This is a genomic window from Thermomonas sp. (assembly GCF_041905325.1).
In the GTDB taxonomy this organism is placed as follows: Bacteria; Pseudomonadota; Gammaproteobacteria; order Xanthomonadales; family Xanthomonadaceae; genus Thermomonas.
In genome coordinates this window covers 440,678-457,014 of record NZ_JAYRLK010000001.1, presented here as the reverse complement: position 1 = coordinate 457,014, position 16,337 = coordinate 440,678, and the positions used below count along the sequence as shown (strand labels likewise).

Here is a 16,337-nt window from a genome sequence, read left to right as displayed (position 1 = left end):
TGGTTGCCGCGTGGCTTACTTCAGCTTCGCCGCCTTGCGCAGGGCCTCGGCCCTGTCGGTCTTCTCCCACGAGAAGGCGGTGGCCTTGTGCTTCTTGCCTTCGCCGTCGGTGTAGCCGATCTCCTTCGGCTTGCGGCCGAAGTGACCGTAGCTGGCGGTGAGCTGGTAGATCGGGTGTTCCAGGTCCAGCATGCGGGTGATCGCATACGGGCGCAGGTCGAAGTGCGCGCGGATCAGCTTCTCGATCACGTCGTCGCCGACCTTGCCGGTGCCGAAGGTCGTCACCGAAATGGAAGTGGGCTGGGCCACGCCGATGGCGTAGGACACCTGCACTTCGCACTTGTCGGCCAGGCCGGCGGCCACGATGTTCTTGGCCACGTAGCGCGCGGCGTAGGCGGCCGAGCGGTCGACCTTCGACGGGTCCTTGCCGGAGAACGCGCCGCCACCGTGGCGGGCCATGCCGCCGTAGGTGTCGACGATGATCTTGCGGCCGGTCAGGCCGCAGTCGCCCACCGGGCCGCCGATCACGAACTTGCCGGTCGGGTTGATGTGCACCTTGTTCTTCGGCAGCACGTCCAGCCACTTCTTCGGCAGCACCGGCGCGAGGATGTGCGTGCGCACCGCCTCGATCAGGTCCTTCTGCTTGATGTCCGGGTCATGCTGGGTGGACAGCACCACCGCGTCGAGGCCCAGTACGGTGTTGCCGTCGTAGCGCAGGGTGACCTGCGACTTGGCGTCCGGGCGCAGCCACTTCAGCTTGCCGGCCTTGCGCACCTTGGCTTGCTGCTCCACCAGTCGGTGGCTGTAGTACAGCGGGGCCGGCATGAACTCGGGCGCTTCGTTGCAGGCGTAGCCGAACATCAGGCCCTGGTCGCCGGCACCCTGGTCTTCCGGCTTCTTGCGGTCCACGCCCTGGTTGATGTCGGGCGACTGCTTGCCGAGCATGTTGATGATGGCGCAGGTGTGGCCGTCGAAGCCGACGTTGGAATTGTCGTAGCCGATGTCGTTGATGACTTTGCGTGCCAGCGCCTCGATGTCCACCCACGCGCTGGTGGTGACTTCGCCGGCCACGATGGCGGCACCGGTCTTCACCAGCGTCTCGCAGGCCACGCGGGCGTGCTTGTCCTGCGCGAGGATCGCGTCCAGCACCGCATCGGAAATCTGGTCGGCGATCTTGTCCGGGTGGCCTTCGGAGACCGATTCGGAGGTGAACAGATAGCTGGACATCGCTTTATATCCTTGCATTCGGATGGAAAGATGGGTGCGCATGATACAGCGATGCGCACCGGCGTGCATCTTGCACTTGCCGGCGTGATCCCGGCGTTCAGGAAACCGGCTTCGGCTAGGATCGGCGGATGGATTCTCTCACCCATCTGTTCTATGGCGGCGTGATTGCGGCCGCCGTTGCCCCGCGTGTGCACCGGCGGGCGGCCTTGCTGGCCGGCGCAGCCTTGAACACGTTGCCGGACCTCGATGTGCTGCCGCTGCTGCTCAGCGACGATCCGGTGGTCCGAATGACATGCCATCGCGCCGCCACCCATTCGTGGCTGGTGTTGCCGTTCATCGCGTGGGCGTTGTGGGTGTTCTTCCGCAGGCGCGGCGGACGGGTGGCGGAAGCGCCGACGCGCTGGTGGTGGGCGATCTTCGCGTGCCTGATGGCGCACCCGCTGCTGGACAGCTTCACCGTCTACGGCACGCAATTGCTCTGGCCGCTTCCCATCCCGCCGTTGATGTGGAGCAGCCTGTTCATCGTCGATCCGTTGTTCACCCTGCCGTGGCTGCTGGCCTGCGTGTTGGCGTGGTGGGCAGGCAACAAACCGCTGGGGCAGCGCGCGCTGTTGGCGGGGCTGGTGTTGGGCGTGGGTTATCTGGGCTGGTCCGTGCTGGCGAAGGCGTTGGTGCAGCGCGAAGCCGACCGGCAATTGGCGGCGCTGGGCCTGGCCGATGCACCGCACTTCTCGGTGCCGATGCCGTTCAACACCTTGCTGTGGCAGGTGACGGCGATGACACCCACCGGCTTCGTCATCGGCGAGCGCTCGCTGGTGGCCGACCACGGGCCGATGCGATTCACGGCACATGCGTCGGACGTGGCGGCCATGCACGCGGTGGCGACATTCCCCGTGGTGCGGCGGCTGGCGTGGTTCAACCACGGCTTCCAGAAAGCGCAGGTGCGTGACGGGGTGTTGATCCTCAGCGACCTGCGCATGGGCAGCGCGCCGGATTACGCTTTCAATTTCGCGGTGGCGCGGCGCGCGGGCGATGGCTGGCAGGCGATGCCGCCGCGACAGGCGCGCTGGCCCTGGCAGGCGCGCAGGCAGTTGCCGGACATGTGGCGCCGGATCTGGCGGCAACCGCCGCCTCAATCCACCGCCGCCAGCGCCGCCAGCACGTCGCGGCCGTAACGTTCCAGCTTGGCGGCACCGACGCCGCCGATGCCGGCGAGGTCGTCCAGTTCGCGCGGGTCTTCCAGTGCGATGTTGCGCAAGGTGGCGTCGTGGAAGATCACGTAGGCGGGAATGCCTTGTGCACGTGCCGCTTCCGCGCGCCACAGGCGCAGGGCGGTGAAGCGCGCTTCGGCGGCGTGCGGCAGGGTGATGAACGTGGTGGCGGTGCGCTTGTCGCCGCGGCTGCGTGCCTTGCCGGATGGCGACGGGTGCTTGCGCAGATGCAGGCTGCGTTCGCCGCGCAGCAGCGGGGTGGCCAGCGCGGTCAGGCGCAATGCGCCGTGGCTCTCGAGGTCGGCCTCCAGCAGGCCGGCGGCAAGCAGTTGGCGGAACACGCCGCGCCACTGGAGGGCGTCGAGGTCGCTGCCGATGCCGTAGGTACTGAGCGTCTGGTGTCCGAACTGGCGCACCTTGGCGGTGTCTGCGCCGCGCAGCACGTCGACCACGTGTGCCGCGCCGAAGCGCTGGCCACTGCGATAGACGCAGGACAGCGCCTTGCGCGCGGCCTCGGTGGCATCCCAGGTCTGCGGCGGGTCCAGGCAGTTGTCGCAGTTGCCGCAGGCACCGGCATGCGGTTCGCCGAAATACGCCAGCAGGGTCTGGCGGCGGCAGGCGGTGGACTCGACGTAGCCAATCAGTGCGTCCAGCTTGCCGTGCTCCAGCCGCTTGCGGTCGTCGCTGGCGTCGCCTTCCTCGATCATCCTGCGCAACAGCACGGCATCGCCCATGCCATAGACCAGCCACGCCTCGGCGGGGTCGCCGTCGCGCCCGGCGCGGCCGGTTTCCTGGTAATAGCCTTCCAATGATTTCGGCAAATCCAGATGCGCCACAAAGCGCACGTCGGGCTTGTCAATGCCCATGCCGAAGGCGATCGTGGCCACCATTACAAGACCGTCTTCCTGCAAAAAACGGCGCTGCCGTTGCGCCCGCGTGGCGGCATCCAACCCGGCGTGATAGGCCAGTGCGGGGATATCGTGCGCCACCAAGAATTCGGCCACCGCCTCCACTTTTTTGCGCGACAGGCAATACACGATCCCGCTTTCATCACGATGCCGGTCAATGAAGGCCAGCAGTTGGCGGCGGCCATCGTCACGCGGCACTGCGCTGTAGTGGATGTTGGGGCGGTCGAACGAACTGACGAATTGTTGCGCATCCTCCAGCGCCAGCCGCTCCACGATCTCGCGCCGGGTGGGTGCGTCGGCAGTGGCGGTCAGCGCGATTCGCGGGATGTCCGGCCAGCGTTCGTGCAGCAGGGTGAGCTGGCGGTATTCGGGGCGGAAGTCGTGGCCCCACTGCGACACGCAGTGCGCTTCGTCGATCGCGAACAGCGCCACGTCGGCGCGATCGAGCAGGGACAGGAAGCGCGGCGTCAGCAGGCGTTCGGGGGCGACGTACAGCAGGTCCAGTTCCCCTGCGGCAAACCGACGTTCCACCTGTGCGGCATCGGCGGCATCCAGGCTGGAGTTGAGGAAGGCGGCACGCACGCCCAGCTGGCGCAGGCCGTCCACCTGGTCCTGCATCAGCGCGATCAATGGCGACACCACGATGGCGCAGCCTTCCCGCAGCAGCGCCGGCAACTGGTAGCACAGCGATTTGCCGCCGCCGGTAGGCATCAACACCAGCGCGTCACCGCCGTTGCACAGGTGGCTCACGATCTGTTCTTGCTCGCCACGGAACTGGTCGTGGCCGAACACATGGCGCAGGGTGTCGCGGGCGGTTCGGGACATGCGCTGCAATCAGGCCGCTTGCGGCAGCAACGGCACGATGCCGGCGGCAAGTGCGTCGAAATAGTCGGTGGTCAGCCGCACTTGCGCGTCGGCGGTCTGCGCGCGGTTGACCACGGCGAGGAAGGCGCTGTTCTCCGGTCGATCTTTGGCATACCAGCCCAGGTGCTTGCGCGCGATGCGCACGCCCATCTCTTCGCCGTAGAAATCATGCAGGGCGTGCAGGTGGCCCAGCAGCACGTCGCGCACCTGTGCGGGGCCGGGTTCGGGCAGCAGCGTGCCGGTGGCGAGGAACTGCGCCACCTGTTCGAAAATCCACGGCCTGCCTTGTGCGGCGCGGCCCAGCATCACCGCATCGCAGCCGGTGTACCGGAGGACGGAGGCGGCTTTCTGCGGCGAATCGATGTCGCCGTTGGCGATGACGGGAATGCGCAGCCGGGATTTCACGTCCGCGATCGTGTCGTACTCGGCCTGCCCGGCGTAGTGCTGGTCGCGGGTGCGGCCGTGGATGGCCAGCGCCTGGATGCCGGCGTCTTCGGCGAGGCGGGCGATCTCCGCGGCGTTGCGGTTGTCGGCGCTCCAGCCGGTGCGGATCTTCAGCGTCACCGGCACGTCCACCGCAGCCACCACTGCCGCGACGATCCGCGCCACCAGTTGCGGGTCGCGCATCAGCGCGCTGCCGGCCAGCACGTTGCAGACCTTCTTGGCCGGGCAGCCCATGTTGATGTCGATGATCTGCGCGCCGTGGTCGACGTTGAAGCGCGCCGCCTCGGCCAGCGCGGCCGGGTCGGTGCCGGCGATCTGCACGCTGACCGGATCCGGTTCGCCTGCGTGGTCCATGCGGGTGCGCGATTTGCTGGTATTCCAGAAGCGCGGGTCGGAAATGGTCATTTCCGACACCGCCAGGCCGGCCCCCAGGCGCTTGCACAACAGCCGGAACGGCTTGTCGGTCACCCCCGCCATGGGCGCGAGGATGACCTTGGGATGGATGCGGTAACGGCCGATCTGCATCGGCGCATTGTAAGTGGTCGGGCTCAGGTTGCCGGCAGAAGCGGCATCGCCAGCGCGGCCCCGGCGTGCTCGGTGGAGCGGCCGGCATAGTGGCCGGCGAAGCGGATGTGTTCGATGAACGGCAGCCCCGGCCGCAGCGCCAGCGAGGCCGCCAGCGCGCCATTGAAGGCATCGCCGGCGCCGGTGGTATCCACCACCTGCGCCGGCTCGGCGGCGATGCGGTAGCAGGCGTTGGTGTCGCCGCGCGGGCGGTGGTCCGGGTGCGAGACGAAGCAGCCGCTGGCCCCCAGTGTCACGACGACGCTGCCGTGTGGCAGCAACTCGCGGCACAGCGCGTGCAGGCGCGGCTGGTCGAGGCCGGCCACCGCGTCGGCGTCGATCCGCTCGCCGACATGGCGCAACAGCAAGGCGGCGAATTCGGTTTCGTTCGGGGTCAGGATGTCGGCGCGCACCAGCATGGTTTCGTCGATCGCGACGTTGGCGGGGGCCGGGTTGAGCAGGCATGCCGCACCGGCCGCGCGCCCGGCATCCAGCGCCTGCGCGACCGCGTCCAGCGGCGATTCCAGCTGTGCCAGCACCACGGCATCGGCGGCCACGTCGGCCAGTGCGCCGGCGACGAAGCCGGGCGTCAGCGTGGCGTTCGCCCCGGGGCCGATCACGATGCAGTTGCGGCCCTGCGCATCCACATAGATGCCGGCGGTCCCGGTGGGTGCGGGACTGGCGGCGGCGTGCAGGGTGATGCCATCGGCGGCACACAGCGTGCGTGCCCACTGCCCGCCGGCATCCTCGCCCAATGCGCAGGTGAAAGCGGTCGCGGCCCCTGCGCGGCGTGCCGCCATCGCCTGGTTGAAGCCCTTGCCGCCCGGGCCGGTGGCATAACTGCCGGTCAGCGTGGCACCGGGCGCGGGCAGCGTGGCCACGCGCCAGACGTGGTCGACGTTGAACGAGCCGACGACGTGCACACTCGCCATGTCAGGGGTTGCTCACGTCGGCTGCGCCGTGCGCCGGGATGACCTTGTGCGGGTCGTGGCGGTGCTTGAACAGCGGCACGAACAGCACCGCCATCGCCAGCGCGTACAGCGCGAAGGCGGACCAGATGCCGTGCCAGTCCTTGGCGCCGGCGGCGTCGGTGAACCATTTGTCGATCATCCAGCCGCTCAGCGAGCTGCCCAGCACCGCGCCGACACCGTTGGTCATCAGCATGAACAGGCCCTGTGCGCTGGCACGGATGCGCGGGTCGGCCTGCTGCTCCACGAACAGGCTGCCGGAAATGTTGAAGAAATCGAAGGCCATGCCATAGACGATGCAGCTGGCCACGATCATCCACAGCCCGTCGCCGGGGTTGCCATAGGCAAACAACCCGAAGCGCAGGAACCACGCCAGCATCGAGATCGTCATCACCGTCTTGATCCCGAAGCGCTTGAGGAAGAACGGGATGGTGAGGATGAACAGGGTTTCGCTGATCTGCGAAATCGACATGATGATGGCGGGATAGCGCACCGCCAGCGTGCCCTTGTAGGCATCGACGGTGGCGAAGTCGTGCAGGAAGGTGTCGCCGTAGGCATTGGTGAGTTGCAGTGCCGCGCCCAGCAGCATCGCGAACACGAAAAACACCGCCATGTTGCGGTTCTGGAACAGCCGCAGCGACGACAGGCCCAGCACGTCCACCAGCGTGCGGTGGCCGGCGTCCTTGCCCAGCGTGGGCGGGCAGGGCGGCAGGGTGAAGGCATACAGGCCCAGTGCCAGCGAGGCCACGGCGGCGATGTAGAACTGCCCGGGCGAGGTTTCCAGCTTCAGCAGGCTGGTGGTCCACAGCGCCGCGATGAAGCCCACCGTGCCCCACACCCGGATCGGCGGGAAGTCGCGCACCACGTCCATGCCGTCGCGCTTGAGCGCGTTGTAGGCCACCGCGATCGCCAGCGAGATGGTGGGCATGTAGCAAATCATCGTGATCAGCATCACCCAGAACATCGTGTGCGGGTCGTTCACCTGTGGCACGTAAGACAGTGTCAGTGCGCCGCCGATGTGCAGCAGGCCGTAGAGCTTCTGCGCGCTGATCCATTTGTCGGCCACCACCCCCATCAGCGCCGGCATGAACAAGGCGCTGATGCCCATGGTGGAGAAGATCGCGCCAAAACTCGTTCCCGACCATTGCTTGTTCTGGAACCAGTACGCGCCGATGGTGATCAGCCACGCCCCCCAGATGAAGAACTGGAGGAAATTCATCACGGTCAGGCGCAGTTTCAGGTTCACTCGGGCTCCAATGCGAGGCGCTGCGGTGCGCCTGCTTGGCGCAGGGTAGGTCAGCGCAGGCGATGCCGGCAAGCCGCAGTGCAAGGCGGCCAGGCTCAGGTTTCGCGCGCCACCACCCGGTTGCGGCCTTCCAGTTTGGCCTGTCGCAGGCGCAGGTCGGCGCGCCGCAGCAGGTGCGAGAGGTCGTTGCCGTCCTGCGGCCAGCAGGCGATGCCGGCGCTGAAGGTCAGCCGCAGGGTGTCGCCGTCGAGTTCGGGCGCGAAGGGCGAGGTGGCCATGGCGCGGCGCAGTGCTTCCAGGCGCTCCCACGCGCGGCCGGTGGGCACCGGCATCACCAGCACGAATTCCTCGCCGCCCAGGCGCACCAGCCAGTCGTCATCCTCCAGCCCGCCGCGCAGCACGCCCGCTGCATGGCGCAGGGCGCGGTCGCCGGCCAGGTGGCCCGCCTCGTCGTTGATGCGGCGGAAATAGTCGATGTCGATCAGGCACAGCGACAGCGAGCCGCCGCCCTCCCGCAGGGTTTCGATCAACACCGGGAAGCGATGGGCCAGCAGGGTGCGGTTGGGCAGGCCGGTGAGGCCGTCGGTGCCGGACAACTCCACCAGGCGCTGCATGCGATAGACGATCGCGGCCGTCACCGTGGTGGCGATGGCCAGCAGCAGCACGCGGGACAGCACGTTCGAGATCCGCGCGGTGCCGTAATCGGCCGACATCAACTGCTCGGGCGCGTGCACCAGCTGGAAAATCGCGGTGGCCAGCAGGCCGTATTGCAGGATCGCCAGCAGGCCGGTGGACAGGACCAGGCGGCCATCGTTGCGCAACGCGGTCATGCCGATGGCGATCAGGTAGAAAGCCCACACCACCATGCTGTTGATGCCGGTGGCCGGCGAGCCCAGTGCCAGCAGTGCCAGCACCAGGGTGGTCATGGTCACGTCGTAGCTGGAGGTGACCCATGGCAGCCAGCGGAAGCGCCGGGGCTGCCGCGCCAGCGCCAGCCAGACTTGCGACAGGGCGATGGTGGCGATGACCCCGAGCATGCCGGCGATGCCCTCGCCGGGGGTGAACTCGCCAGTGGCGAGGTTGACCAGCGGCAACAGCAGCAGGGCCAGCGACAGCCCGGCCCGCAGTTTCGCCACCAGCAATTCGCCGCCGGCGCCCAGTTCCAGCATCAAGGCATCCGGCGGCGTGCGCATGCGCCGCCAGAATTCGCGCAATCCGGGTCCGAAAATGTCCACGGGCTTCCCCAAGGATGACGGCGCAGCATAGAGCCGCGCGGGGAATGGCTCAATCGGTGCCCGGCAGTTGCCGCGGCGGCGTGTCTATACTCATCCCTTCACCAGGGAGGAAGGGCAATGACAGGTGCACTTGCAGTGATTTTGTTGTTGGTCGGCATCATCGCCGTCGCCAAGACCGTGCGCATGGTGCCGCAGGGGTTCGAGTGGACGGTGGAGCGTTTCGGCCGCTACACCCACACCATGACGCCGGGCCTGCACTTCCTGGTGCCGATCATGTACAGCGTGGGCCGCAAGATCAACATGATGGAGCAGGTGATGGATGTCCCCAGCCAGGACGTCATCACCAAGGACAACGCGGTGGTGAAGGTCGATGGCGTGGTCTATTTCCAGGTGCTGGACGCCGCCAAGGCGGCCTACGAGGTGGCGCAACTGGAAATCGCCATCCTCAACCTGGTGATGACCAACATCCGCACCGCGATCGGCTCGCTGGATCTGGACGAGTCGCTGTCCAAGCGCGACGAGATCAACACCAAGGTGCTGCATGCGGTGGATCAGGCCACGCACCCGTGGGGCCTGAAGGTCAACCGCATCGAATTGAAGGACATCCAGCCGCCGCGCGACCTGGTGGACTCGATGGCGCGGCAGATGAAGGCCGAGCGCGAGAAGCGTGCCAACATCCTGGAAGCCGAAGGGTTCCGGCAGGCCGCCATCCTCAAGGCCGAGGGCGAGAAGCAGTCGAAGATCCTGGAGGCCGAAGGCGAGCGCGAGGCCGCATTCCGGCAGGCCGAGGCGCGCGAGCGCCTGGCCGAGGCGGAAGCCAAGGCCACCGAAATGGTGTCCAACGCGATTGCCAGCGGCAACGTGCAGGCGATCAACTACTTCATCGCGCAGAAATACATCGAGGCGTTCAAGAGCCTGGCCGAGGCCCCGAACCAGAAATTCGTGATGATGCCGATGGAGTCGGCCGGCATCATCGGCTCGCTGGGCGGCATCGCCGAGTTGGCCAAGGAATCACTGGCCGGCGCATCCGCCCCCAGGCCGGTGGCCGTGAAGCAAGGGGGCTGAGCCATGCGTTGGGATGTCTTTGCCTGGGCGGCGTTCGCGCTGCTGTTGATCGCGGCGGAAGTGCTCGCGCCGGGGGCGTTCATGCTGTGGCTGGGATTTGCGGCGGCGGCAGTCTTCCTGCTGACGTGGCTGGTGCCGGGGATCCCGGTGCTGGCGCAGGTGGCCGGGTTCGTGGTGCTCGGCTTTGCCTCCATCCAGATTTACCGCACGTGGTTCCGCCGGCGCGAACGCCCCAGCGACCAGCCGGCGCTCAACAAGCGCACCGCCGCGCTGGTGGGGCAGGTGGTGCCGCTGGAACGCGCCATCGTGGACGGCCGTGGCCGGGTGCAGATCGCCGATGCCTACTGGGACGTTGCCGGCCCGGAACTGCCGGCGGGCAGCCATGTGCGCATCGTTGGTGCCGATGCCATGACCCTGCGCGTGGAGCCGGCCTGAGCGGCCGGTTTCCATACCGGCGCGTAGGGTGCGCCGCACGGCACGCGGCTCTGGGATAATGCCCGTCCCCCACGCAGGCACACCCCGATGACCCACAAGACCATCCTCAACGACACCCACCGCGCGCTTGGCGCCAAGATGGTGGACTTCGGCGGCTGGGACATGCCGATCCACTACGGCTCCCAGATCGACGAACACCACCAGGTGCGCCGCGACGCCGGCATGTTCGACGTCAGCCACATGACCGTGGTCGATCTCAACGGTGCCAAGGTGCGCGCCTTCCTGCGCCACCTGGTCGCCAACTCGGTGGACAAGCTGCAGAAGCCCGGCAAGGCGCTGTACACCGCGATGCTCAACCCGCAGGGCGGGGTGGTCGATGACCTCATCATCTATTTCATGTCGGAAGACTGGTTCCGGCTGGTGGTGAATGCCTCCACCCGCGAGAAGGACGTTGCGTGGATCAGCGCGCAGGCGCAGGCGTTCGACGTGCAGGTGCGCGAGCGTCCGGAATTCGGCATGGTCGCCGTGCAGGGCCCGAACGCCCGCGCCAAGGTGCAGGGCTTGTTGCGCGAGGAGGATCGTGCGCCGGTGTCCAAGCTGGTGCGCTTCTCCGCGCGCGAAGCGCAGACGCTGGACGGCATCACCGTGTTCGTGGCCCGCACCGGCTACACCGGCGAAGACGGCTTCGAGGTGATCGTGCCGGAAGCGCAGACGGTGGCGTTCTGGAATGCCTTGCTGGCCGCAGGCGTGAAGCCGGCGGGCCTGGGTGCCCGCGACACGCTGCGGCTGGAAGCCGGCATGAACCTGTACGGCCAGGACATGGACGACACCGTCAGCCCGTGGGAAGCCGCGCTGGGCTGGACGGTGGTGCTGGATGACGTCGATGGATCGCCGCGCGACTTCATCGGCCGCAGCGTGCTGGAAGCACAGCAGGCCGCCGGCAGCGCACGCCAGATGATCGGCCTGGTGATGGATGAAAAGGGCGTGCTGCGCCACGGCCAGAAAGTGCTCACCGCCAACGGCGAGGGTGAAATCCTGTCCGGCACCTTCTCGCCCACCATCGGCAAGGCAATTGCTTTTGCCCGCGTGCCCGCCGGCGAACCAGGGGCCGTGCGCGTGGACATCCGCGGCAAGGAAGTCCCGGTGCGCGTGGTGAAGTTCCCGTTCGTCCGCGACAACACCATCCAGCCGGGCATCTGATTTTTCCGCCCGCGCTTCGTTAAACTCCCCCCATCCCCCCACGCACCGCGCAACAGGAGTCACCCCGATGAGCGAGATCCCCGGCGACCTCAAATTCCTCAAATCCCACGAATGGGTTCGCGTCGAAGGCGGCGGCAAGGCCACCATCGGCATTTCCGACCACGCCCAGGGCCTGCTTGGCGACCTTGTCTACGTGGAGTTGCCCAACGTCGGCGACAGTATCGAGGCCGGCAATGCCTGTGCCGTGGTGGAGTCGGTGAAGGCGGCTTCCGACGTCTATGCGCCGGTCAGCGGCAAGGTGCTGGAAGTCAATGCGGCGCTGGTCGACAAGCCCGAGACCATCAACGAAGACGCTTATGGCGACGGCTGGCTGTTCGTGATCGAAATCACCGACCCCGACCAGCTCAATGAGCTGCTGGGCCCGGACGACTATGCCGAGCAGCTGGAAAACGACGACCACTGAGCGCGTCGTTCCCGCATCACGTTGCACCCGACCCGCGACGGAAACGTCGCGGGTTTTTCATGTCGAACATGCAGGTGATGCACGGCGCGCGATGCTGGAATCCTGCGCAAATTCCGCGCAAACATGCTTGTGCAACGCGAAATCACGCGCCGCGCCCGCAGCGTCCCGCGTTGCGCGATGGCGCGCGCGCATCCGTCGCATGTCGGCGTTTCGCATCGATGCGGCGTGCGTCATCGGAGTCTTTGGAATCGCTGCGAGCCGCGCCAATGCTTGCTTGCAGGGAACCCGTGCGCGGCACGCATGCAGTCTTTGCAGGGATGCAGGAAGCGCGGTGTCGCGGCCATTGCAGGATGTCGCCACGACGTGCCGGATGGGTGCGGCGAAAAACTTTGCGAAAGATTGTTGACACTGGAAAAAAGCGTGATTAGGTTTCGCCCAGCAGACATTTCCTGCGGGAGCAAGTGGACACACACGACGCGACGACCGGAAGCACGGCACGCAACTCCGCCCGATGTGCGCAACGGTGGATGCCGGCAACCTGTCACTTCCGCGCAAGCGTGTCGTTCTCCCCGGTGGTGGCCATGCACGAAACCTGCCGCGCTCCGCGCCGCAGGTTTTTTGCTGGGCAGGCGATGGTTCTGGCTGGCCTTGCGCGCTGCGCGCATGCCGGCACCGCATCCGTTCCGACGCGCTTGGCGCGTTGGCGGTCGATCGCAGGTCCGATACCTGCGGCGTCTTTCGTAACTGGGCTTTACCGATTTACCCATTGACGAGGAGCCATACCATGGCCGTTAAGAAAGCTGCGAAGAAAGCCGCTGCCAAGAAGCCGGCGGCGAAGAAGGTTGCCAAGAAGGCGGTGAAGAAGGCCGCTGCGAAGAAGCCGGTGGCGAAGAAGGTTGCCGCCAAGAAGCCCGCCGCCAAGAAGGCGGTGAAGAAGGCCGTTGCCAAGAAGCCGGCGGCGAAGAAGGCGGTGAAGAAGGCCGTTGCCAAGAAGCCGGCAGCGAAGAAGGCGGTTGCCAAGAAGCCGGTCGCCAAGAAGGCGGCTGCGAAGAAGCCGGTGGCGAAGAAAGCGGCTGCCAAGAAGCCTGCCGCCAAGAAGCCGGCGGCCAAGAAGCCTGCTGCGAAGAAGCCGGTGGCCAAGAAGGCCAAGCCGGTGGCAATGCCGGCGATTCCTGCTCCGGCGATGTAAGACCTGCGACCGGTTCGGGTGTCGCCCGAACCGGCGCATGCAATATCCTGAAGACCCTTCCCGTTGCCCAGGCGGGAGGGGTTTCTTTTGTCCGGCCGGCGTTCTCCCGGCGGTGTGGTTGGCAGCGCTCAGGCCCGCGCGTCAGCCGGGCCACCGCAGGCAGGCGCCTGCGGTCAGGGCGGTGAGGCCTTGGCGTTGGTGGCGCGGGTTCCTGCCGGCAGGGCTGCACGTTCGGCGTACAGCACTTCCTCGGAGCCGTCGAGGGTGTCGTCGTCCAGCCACTTGCCGCCGCTGATGCCCAGCGCATCGTCGAGGATGGTGGGCAGCAGACCGCTGGGCAGCGCGCTTTCGCTGTTCCACAGGATCACCACGCCCAGGTCCTGCTCCGGCAGCAGCGCCATCAGGCCGCGATAGCCTTGCACCGCACCGCCGTGGAAGACCACGTTGTGCCCGGAGTAGCTGTAGTCGCGCCAGCCCAGCGCGTAGCTGGCGGCGGTCAGGCGGTCGTGCCGCCAGGACGAGCCGCGCAGTTCGGCCGGGGTTTCCACCAACGGTGCGTGCAGGGTGGCCAACAGTGGCGCGGGCAGCACGTCCGGACGGTGGCCCGCATGTGCCAGCAGCCATTGCGCCATGTCGCTGATGCTGGCGTTGACGCCGGCGGCGGGGGCCACCCGGTAGTAATTGGGCTTGGGCATCAGCGACACCCAGCCGCCGCGCCCACGCACGTGCGGGTGCGCCCAGCGCGCACTGGCCTCCAGCCCTTCCAGCCCGTAGCTGGCATCGTGCATGCCCAGCGGCTTGAAGATACGGCTGGCCACGCTCTCGCTGTAGAACTTGCCGGTGGTGGCGAACACGACATCGCCGATCAGGCTGAAGGCCACGTTCTGGTAGGCATAGCACTGCCCCGGCGCGCAGGTCATCGGTGCGTTGGCCATCCGCAGGGTGAGGCTGTGGTAATCGGCATCGCCTTCCAGGTCGCGGTCGAAGGCGTTGCGGGTCAGGCCGGTGCGGTGGCTGAGCAAGTCGGCCACGGTCATTTGCGTGGCGGCCCCCGGCGTCGACAACTGGAAGTCGGGAACGTAGTCGGTGAGGCGGCTGTCCCAGCGCAGCACGCCATCGTTGACCAGGATGCCGGTCATGGTGGCGGCGAACGATTTCGACAGCGAGGCCAGCCGGAACACGGTATGCGCATCCACCGGCTGCGGATTGCGCAGGTCGGTGACGCCGTAGCCGCGCGCACTGAGAATCTTGCCGTCCTTGATGATGGCCATGGCCATGCCCGGGATGCGGCCATTGGCTACCAGTGCGGTGGCGATGGCTTCATAGCGGGCCACCGCCAGCGGGGTGGCGCTGGACGCCACCGACCCGGCATCGGGCACTGGCTGAGGAAGCGTGGCAGCGGCGTCGGCATCGGGGTGGGTGACAACGCCGTGCGCGGGGGCCGCGTCACGGGCAGTGGAACCCAAGGCCAGGGGCAGCAGCGCCGCCACCAGCCCGATGCGCCAGGAGTGCCGCAGGGTGCGCTTTTTCATCGACGGTTCCTCCTGCGTATGCTGCGCGACCACGCGATTCTAGCGCCAGTTTCCAGCATTGCATGAACAAGGGGAGGTTTGATGCCGGACTTTCTGATTTTGATCGCAATTCCGGCCGTCGCCGTGTCCCGGGCGGCCGGTATCGTGCGGCAGGCTGAGGGGCATCAGGAGGCCGCGCGGATCAGGTCCGCCGCCCGCTCCGCGATCATGATGGTCGGGGCGTTGGTGTTGCCGCCCGGCAGCTCCGGCATGACCGAGGCATCGACCACGCGCAGGCCTTCCACGCCGCGCACGCGCAGCAGCGGGTCGACCACCGCCGTGGCGTCGTTGCCCATGCGGCAGGTGCCGATGGGGTGGTACACCGTCTCGGCGCGGGTGCGCACGAAGTCGATGAACGCGGCCTCGCTGCGCGGCGTGTCCTTCGGGAAGATCGGCGCGCCGCGATACGGGTCGAACGCCTTCTGCGCCAGCAGGTCCAGCGACAGCTTCGCGCACTCGACCATCATCTTCATGTCGAAGCCCTCGGGGTCGCCGAGGTAGTTGGGGTCGATCAGCGGTTTGTCGCCGGCGCGGCTGCTGGCCAGTCGCAGCGTGCCGCGGCTGCGCGGGCGCAGGAAGCAGGCGTGCAGGGTGTAGCCGTCGCCGGGCAGGCGGTTGCGGCCGTGGTCGTCGATCATCGCCGGGATGAAGTGCAGCTGGATGTCGGCGCGCGCGTCGGGGGCGAGATGCGAGCGCACGAAGCCCGCGCCCTCGGCCACGTTGCTGGTGCCGGGGCCGCGGTGGCCGCCGAGGAAATACTGCAGCGCGGTCTTCACCTCGCTGAGGCGGTCGTAGCTGATCGGCTGCGTGCAGTGCTGCAGGGTGGTGACGTCGAGATGGTCCTGCAGGTTGGCGCCGACGCCGGGCGCGTCGTGCACCACGTCGATGCCCAGCCGGCGCAGGTCGTCGGCCGGACCGATGCCGGACAGCATCAGCAGTTGCGGCGAGTTGATCGCGCCGCCGCACAGGAGCACCTCGTGGCGGGCTTCGAAATGATGGCCTTGACCGCGTACCGCACAGGTCACACCGCTGGCGCGGGTGCCGGTGAAGGTAATGCGACTGGCATTGGCCTGGGTGCAGACGGTGAGGTTGGGGCGGGACCTGGCCGGTGCCAGATAGGCCACGGCGGTCGAACAGCGCGCACCATCGCGCTGGGTGACCTGGTACAGGCCCACGCCCTCCTGCCCTGCACCGTTGAAGTCCGGGTTGAAGGGCAGCCCCGTCTGTTGGCCGGCGTCGATGAAGACCTGGGTCAGCGGATTGACGTGACGCAGGTCGGAGACGGTGAGCGGGCCGTCGGCACCGTGGAAGGCGTCGCCGCCACGGGTGTTGCCCTCGGCCTTGCGGAAGTACGGCAGCACGTTGTCCCACTGCCAGCCGCTGGCCCCTTGCGCCGCCCAGCAGTCGTAATCGGTGGCCACGCCGCGGATGTAGCACATCGCGTTGATCGAGCTGGAACCGCCCAGTACCTTGCCGCGCGGGCACCACAGCACGCGCCCGCCCAGTTGTGGTTGCGGCACGGTGGCGTAGTCCCAGTTGATCGAGGTCAGCCCGGCGATCTTGGCCAGCCCGGCCGGCATGTGGATGAACGGGTGCCAGTCGCGGCCGCCGGCTTCCAGCAACAGCACTTTCACTGCCGGGTCTTCGCTCAGGCGGTTGGCCAGCACGCAGCCGGCCGAGCCGGCGCCGATGATGATGTAGTCGTAAGTACTGTCCAACGCCCATGCCCCCGTCGCCCGTTTTCCCG

Annotated in this window: 14 protein-coding genes; 6 read left to right on the top strand and 8 right to left on the bottom strand. The window is 67.4% G+C overall.

Annotated features, from left to right (window positions below):
- Positions 1 to 15 precede the first annotated feature (15 nt).
- Positions 16 to 1,227 (bottom strand): methionine adenosyltransferase, encoded by a 1,212-nt coding sequence (gene metK, locus ACE3OK_RS02010; protein ID WP_374247846.1) that lies wholly within the window; start codon positions 1,225 to 1,227, stop codon positions 16 to 18.
- A gap of 128 nt (positions 1,228 to 1,355) precedes the next feature.
- On the opposite strand from metK, the gene ACE3OK_RS02005 reads away from it, so the two are divergent.
- Complete coding sequence (locus ACE3OK_RS02005) at positions 1,356 to 2,402, top strand: metal-dependent hydrolase (protein WP_374247845.1); 1,047 nt, start codon at positions 1,356 to 1,358, stop codon at positions 2,400 to 2,402.
- Here the strand turns inward: ACE3OK_RS02005 and recQ are convergent.
- The 5 genes from recQ to ACE3OK_RS01980 all read right to left on the bottom strand — a co-directional run bounded on the left by recQ (position 2,360) and on the right by ACE3OK_RS01980 (position 8,625).
- Entirely contained in the window at positions 2,360 to 4,171 is a 1,812-nt protein-coding gene (recQ, locus tag ACE3OK_RS02000) for a DNA helicase RecQ (RefSeq protein WP_374247843.1), read from the bottom strand. The genes ACE3OK_RS02005 and recQ overlap by 43 nt on opposite strands.
- Positions 4,172 to 4,180: 9 nt before the next feature.
- Positions 4,181 to 5,179, bottom strand: a complete 999-nt coding sequence (gene dusB / locus ACE3OK_RS01995; protein WP_374247842.1) for a tRNA dihydrouridine synthase DusB — start codon at positions 5,177 to 5,179, stop codon at positions 4,181 to 4,183.
- 23 nt (positions 5,180 to 5,202) lie between these two features.
- Positions 5,203 to 6,150 carry a ribokinase gene (locus ACE3OK_RS01990; protein ID WP_374247841.1) on the bottom strand — a complete coding sequence of 316 codons (948 nt, stop codon included), beginning with the start codon at positions 6,148 to 6,150 and terminating at the stop codon, positions 5,203 to 5,205.
- A 1-nt stretch (position 6,151) separates the two neighbouring features.
- Positions 6,152 to 7,432, bottom strand: a complete 1,281-nt coding sequence (locus tag ACE3OK_RS01985; RefSeq protein ID WP_374247840.1) for a nucleoside permease — start codon at positions 7,430 to 7,432, stop codon at positions 6,152 to 6,154.
- Positions 7,433 to 7,527: 95 nt separating this feature from the next.
- Positions 7,528 to 8,625: a GGDEF domain-containing protein gene (locus ACE3OK_RS01980; protein WP_374247839.1), complete on the bottom strand. Its 1,098-nt coding sequence runs from the start codon at positions 8,623 to 8,625 to the stop codon at positions 7,528 to 7,530.
- Between the two features lie 159 nt (positions 8,626 to 8,784).
- Here ACE3OK_RS01980 and ACE3OK_RS01975 point away from each other — a divergent pair, with 159 nt between their 5' ends.
- The 5 genes from ACE3OK_RS01975 to ACE3OK_RS01955 all read left to right on the top strand — a co-directional run bounded on the left by ACE3OK_RS01975 (position 8,785) and on the right by ACE3OK_RS01955 (position 13,019).
- Positions 8,785 to 9,732 (top strand): SPFH domain-containing protein, encoded by a 948-nt coding sequence (locus tag ACE3OK_RS01975; RefSeq protein ID WP_374247838.1) that lies wholly within the window; start codon positions 8,785 to 8,787, stop codon positions 9,730 to 9,732.
- A 3-nt stretch (positions 9,733 to 9,735) separates the two neighbouring features.
- Positions 9,736 to 10,167: an NfeD family protein gene (locus tag ACE3OK_RS01970; RefSeq protein WP_374247837.1), complete on the top strand. Its 432-nt coding sequence runs from the start codon at positions 9,736 to 9,738 to the stop codon at positions 10,165 to 10,167.
- 87 nt (positions 10,168 to 10,254) lie between these two features.
- The gene (gcvT, locus tag ACE3OK_RS01965) at positions 10,255 to 11,367 is read left to right on the top strand and encodes a glycine cleavage system aminomethyltransferase GcvT (RefSeq protein WP_374247836.1); all 1,113 of its coding nucleotides are present in this window, start codon (positions 10,255 to 10,257) and stop codon (positions 11,365 to 11,367) included.
- Between the two features lie 67 nt (positions 11,368 to 11,434).
- Positions 11,435 to 11,830, top strand: a complete 396-nt coding sequence (gcvH, locus tag ACE3OK_RS01960) for a glycine cleavage system protein GcvH (RefSeq protein ID WP_374247835.1) — start codon at positions 11,435 to 11,437, stop codon at positions 11,828 to 11,830.
- 523 nt (positions 11,831 to 12,353) lie between these two features.
- Entirely contained in the window at positions 12,354 to 13,019 is a 666-nt protein-coding gene (locus tag ACE3OK_RS01955) for a histone H1-like repetitive region-containing protein (RefSeq protein ID WP_374247834.1), read from the top strand.
- Positions 13,020 to 13,192: 173 nt separating this feature from the next.
- Here ACE3OK_RS01955 and ACE3OK_RS01950 read toward each other — a convergent pair whose 3' ends face one another.
- Together ACE3OK_RS01950 and ACE3OK_RS01945 are read right to left on the bottom strand one after the other, a co-directional pair.
- Positions 13,193 to 14,551, bottom strand: a complete 1,359-nt coding sequence (locus tag ACE3OK_RS01950; RefSeq protein ID WP_374247833.1) for a serine hydrolase domain-containing protein — start codon at positions 14,549 to 14,551, stop codon at positions 13,193 to 13,195.
- Between the two features lie 164 nt (positions 14,552 to 14,715).
- Positions 14,716 to 16,308 carry a GMC family oxidoreductase gene (locus ACE3OK_RS01945; protein WP_374247832.1) on the bottom strand — a complete coding sequence of 531 codons (1,593 nt, stop codon included), beginning with the start codon at positions 16,306 to 16,308 and terminating at the stop codon, positions 14,716 to 14,718.
- Positions 16,309 to 16,337 lie beyond the last annotated feature (29 nt).

Coding starts and splice junctions, on each gene's coding strand:
- metK (WP_374247846.1), bottom strand. CDS start 1,227: ATGTCCAGCTATCTGTTCACCTCCGAATCGGTCTCCGAAGGCCACCCG.
- gcvT (WP_374247836.1), top strand. CDS start 10,255: ATGACCCACAAGACCATCCTCAACGACACCCACCGCGCGCTTGGCGCC.
- ACE3OK_RS01980 (WP_374247839.1), bottom strand. CDS start 8,625: ATGCGCACGCCGCCGGATGCCTTGATGCTGGAACTGGGCGCCGGCGGC.
- ACE3OK_RS01950 (WP_374247833.1), bottom strand. CDS start 14,551: ATGAAAAAGCGCACCCTGCGGCACTCCTGGCGCATCGGGCTGGTGGCG.
- ACE3OK_RS01990 (WP_374247841.1), bottom strand. CDS start 6,150: ATGGCGAGTGTGCACGTCGTCGGCTCGTTCAACGTCGACCACGTCTGG.
- ACE3OK_RS02005 (WP_374247845.1), top strand. CDS start 1,356: ATGGATTCTCTCACCCATCTGTTCTATGGCGGCGTGATTGCGGCCGCC.
- dusB (WP_374247842.1), bottom strand. CDS start 5,179: ATGCAGATCGGCCGTTACCGCATCCATCCCAAGGTCATCCTCGCGCCC.
- gcvH (WP_374247835.1), top strand. CDS start 11,435: ATGAGCGAGATCCCCGGCGACCTCAAATTCCTCAAATCCCACGAATGG.
- ACE3OK_RS01975 (WP_374247838.1), top strand. CDS start 8,785: ATGACAGGTGCACTTGCAGTGATTTTGTTGTTGGTCGGCATCATCGCC.
- ACE3OK_RS01970 (WP_374247837.1), top strand. CDS start 9,736: ATGCGTTGGGATGTCTTTGCCTGGGCGGCGTTCGCGCTGCTGTTGATC.
- recQ (WP_374247843.1), bottom strand. CDS start 4,171: ATGTCCCGAACCGCCCGCGACACCCTGCGCCATGTGTTCGGCCACGAC.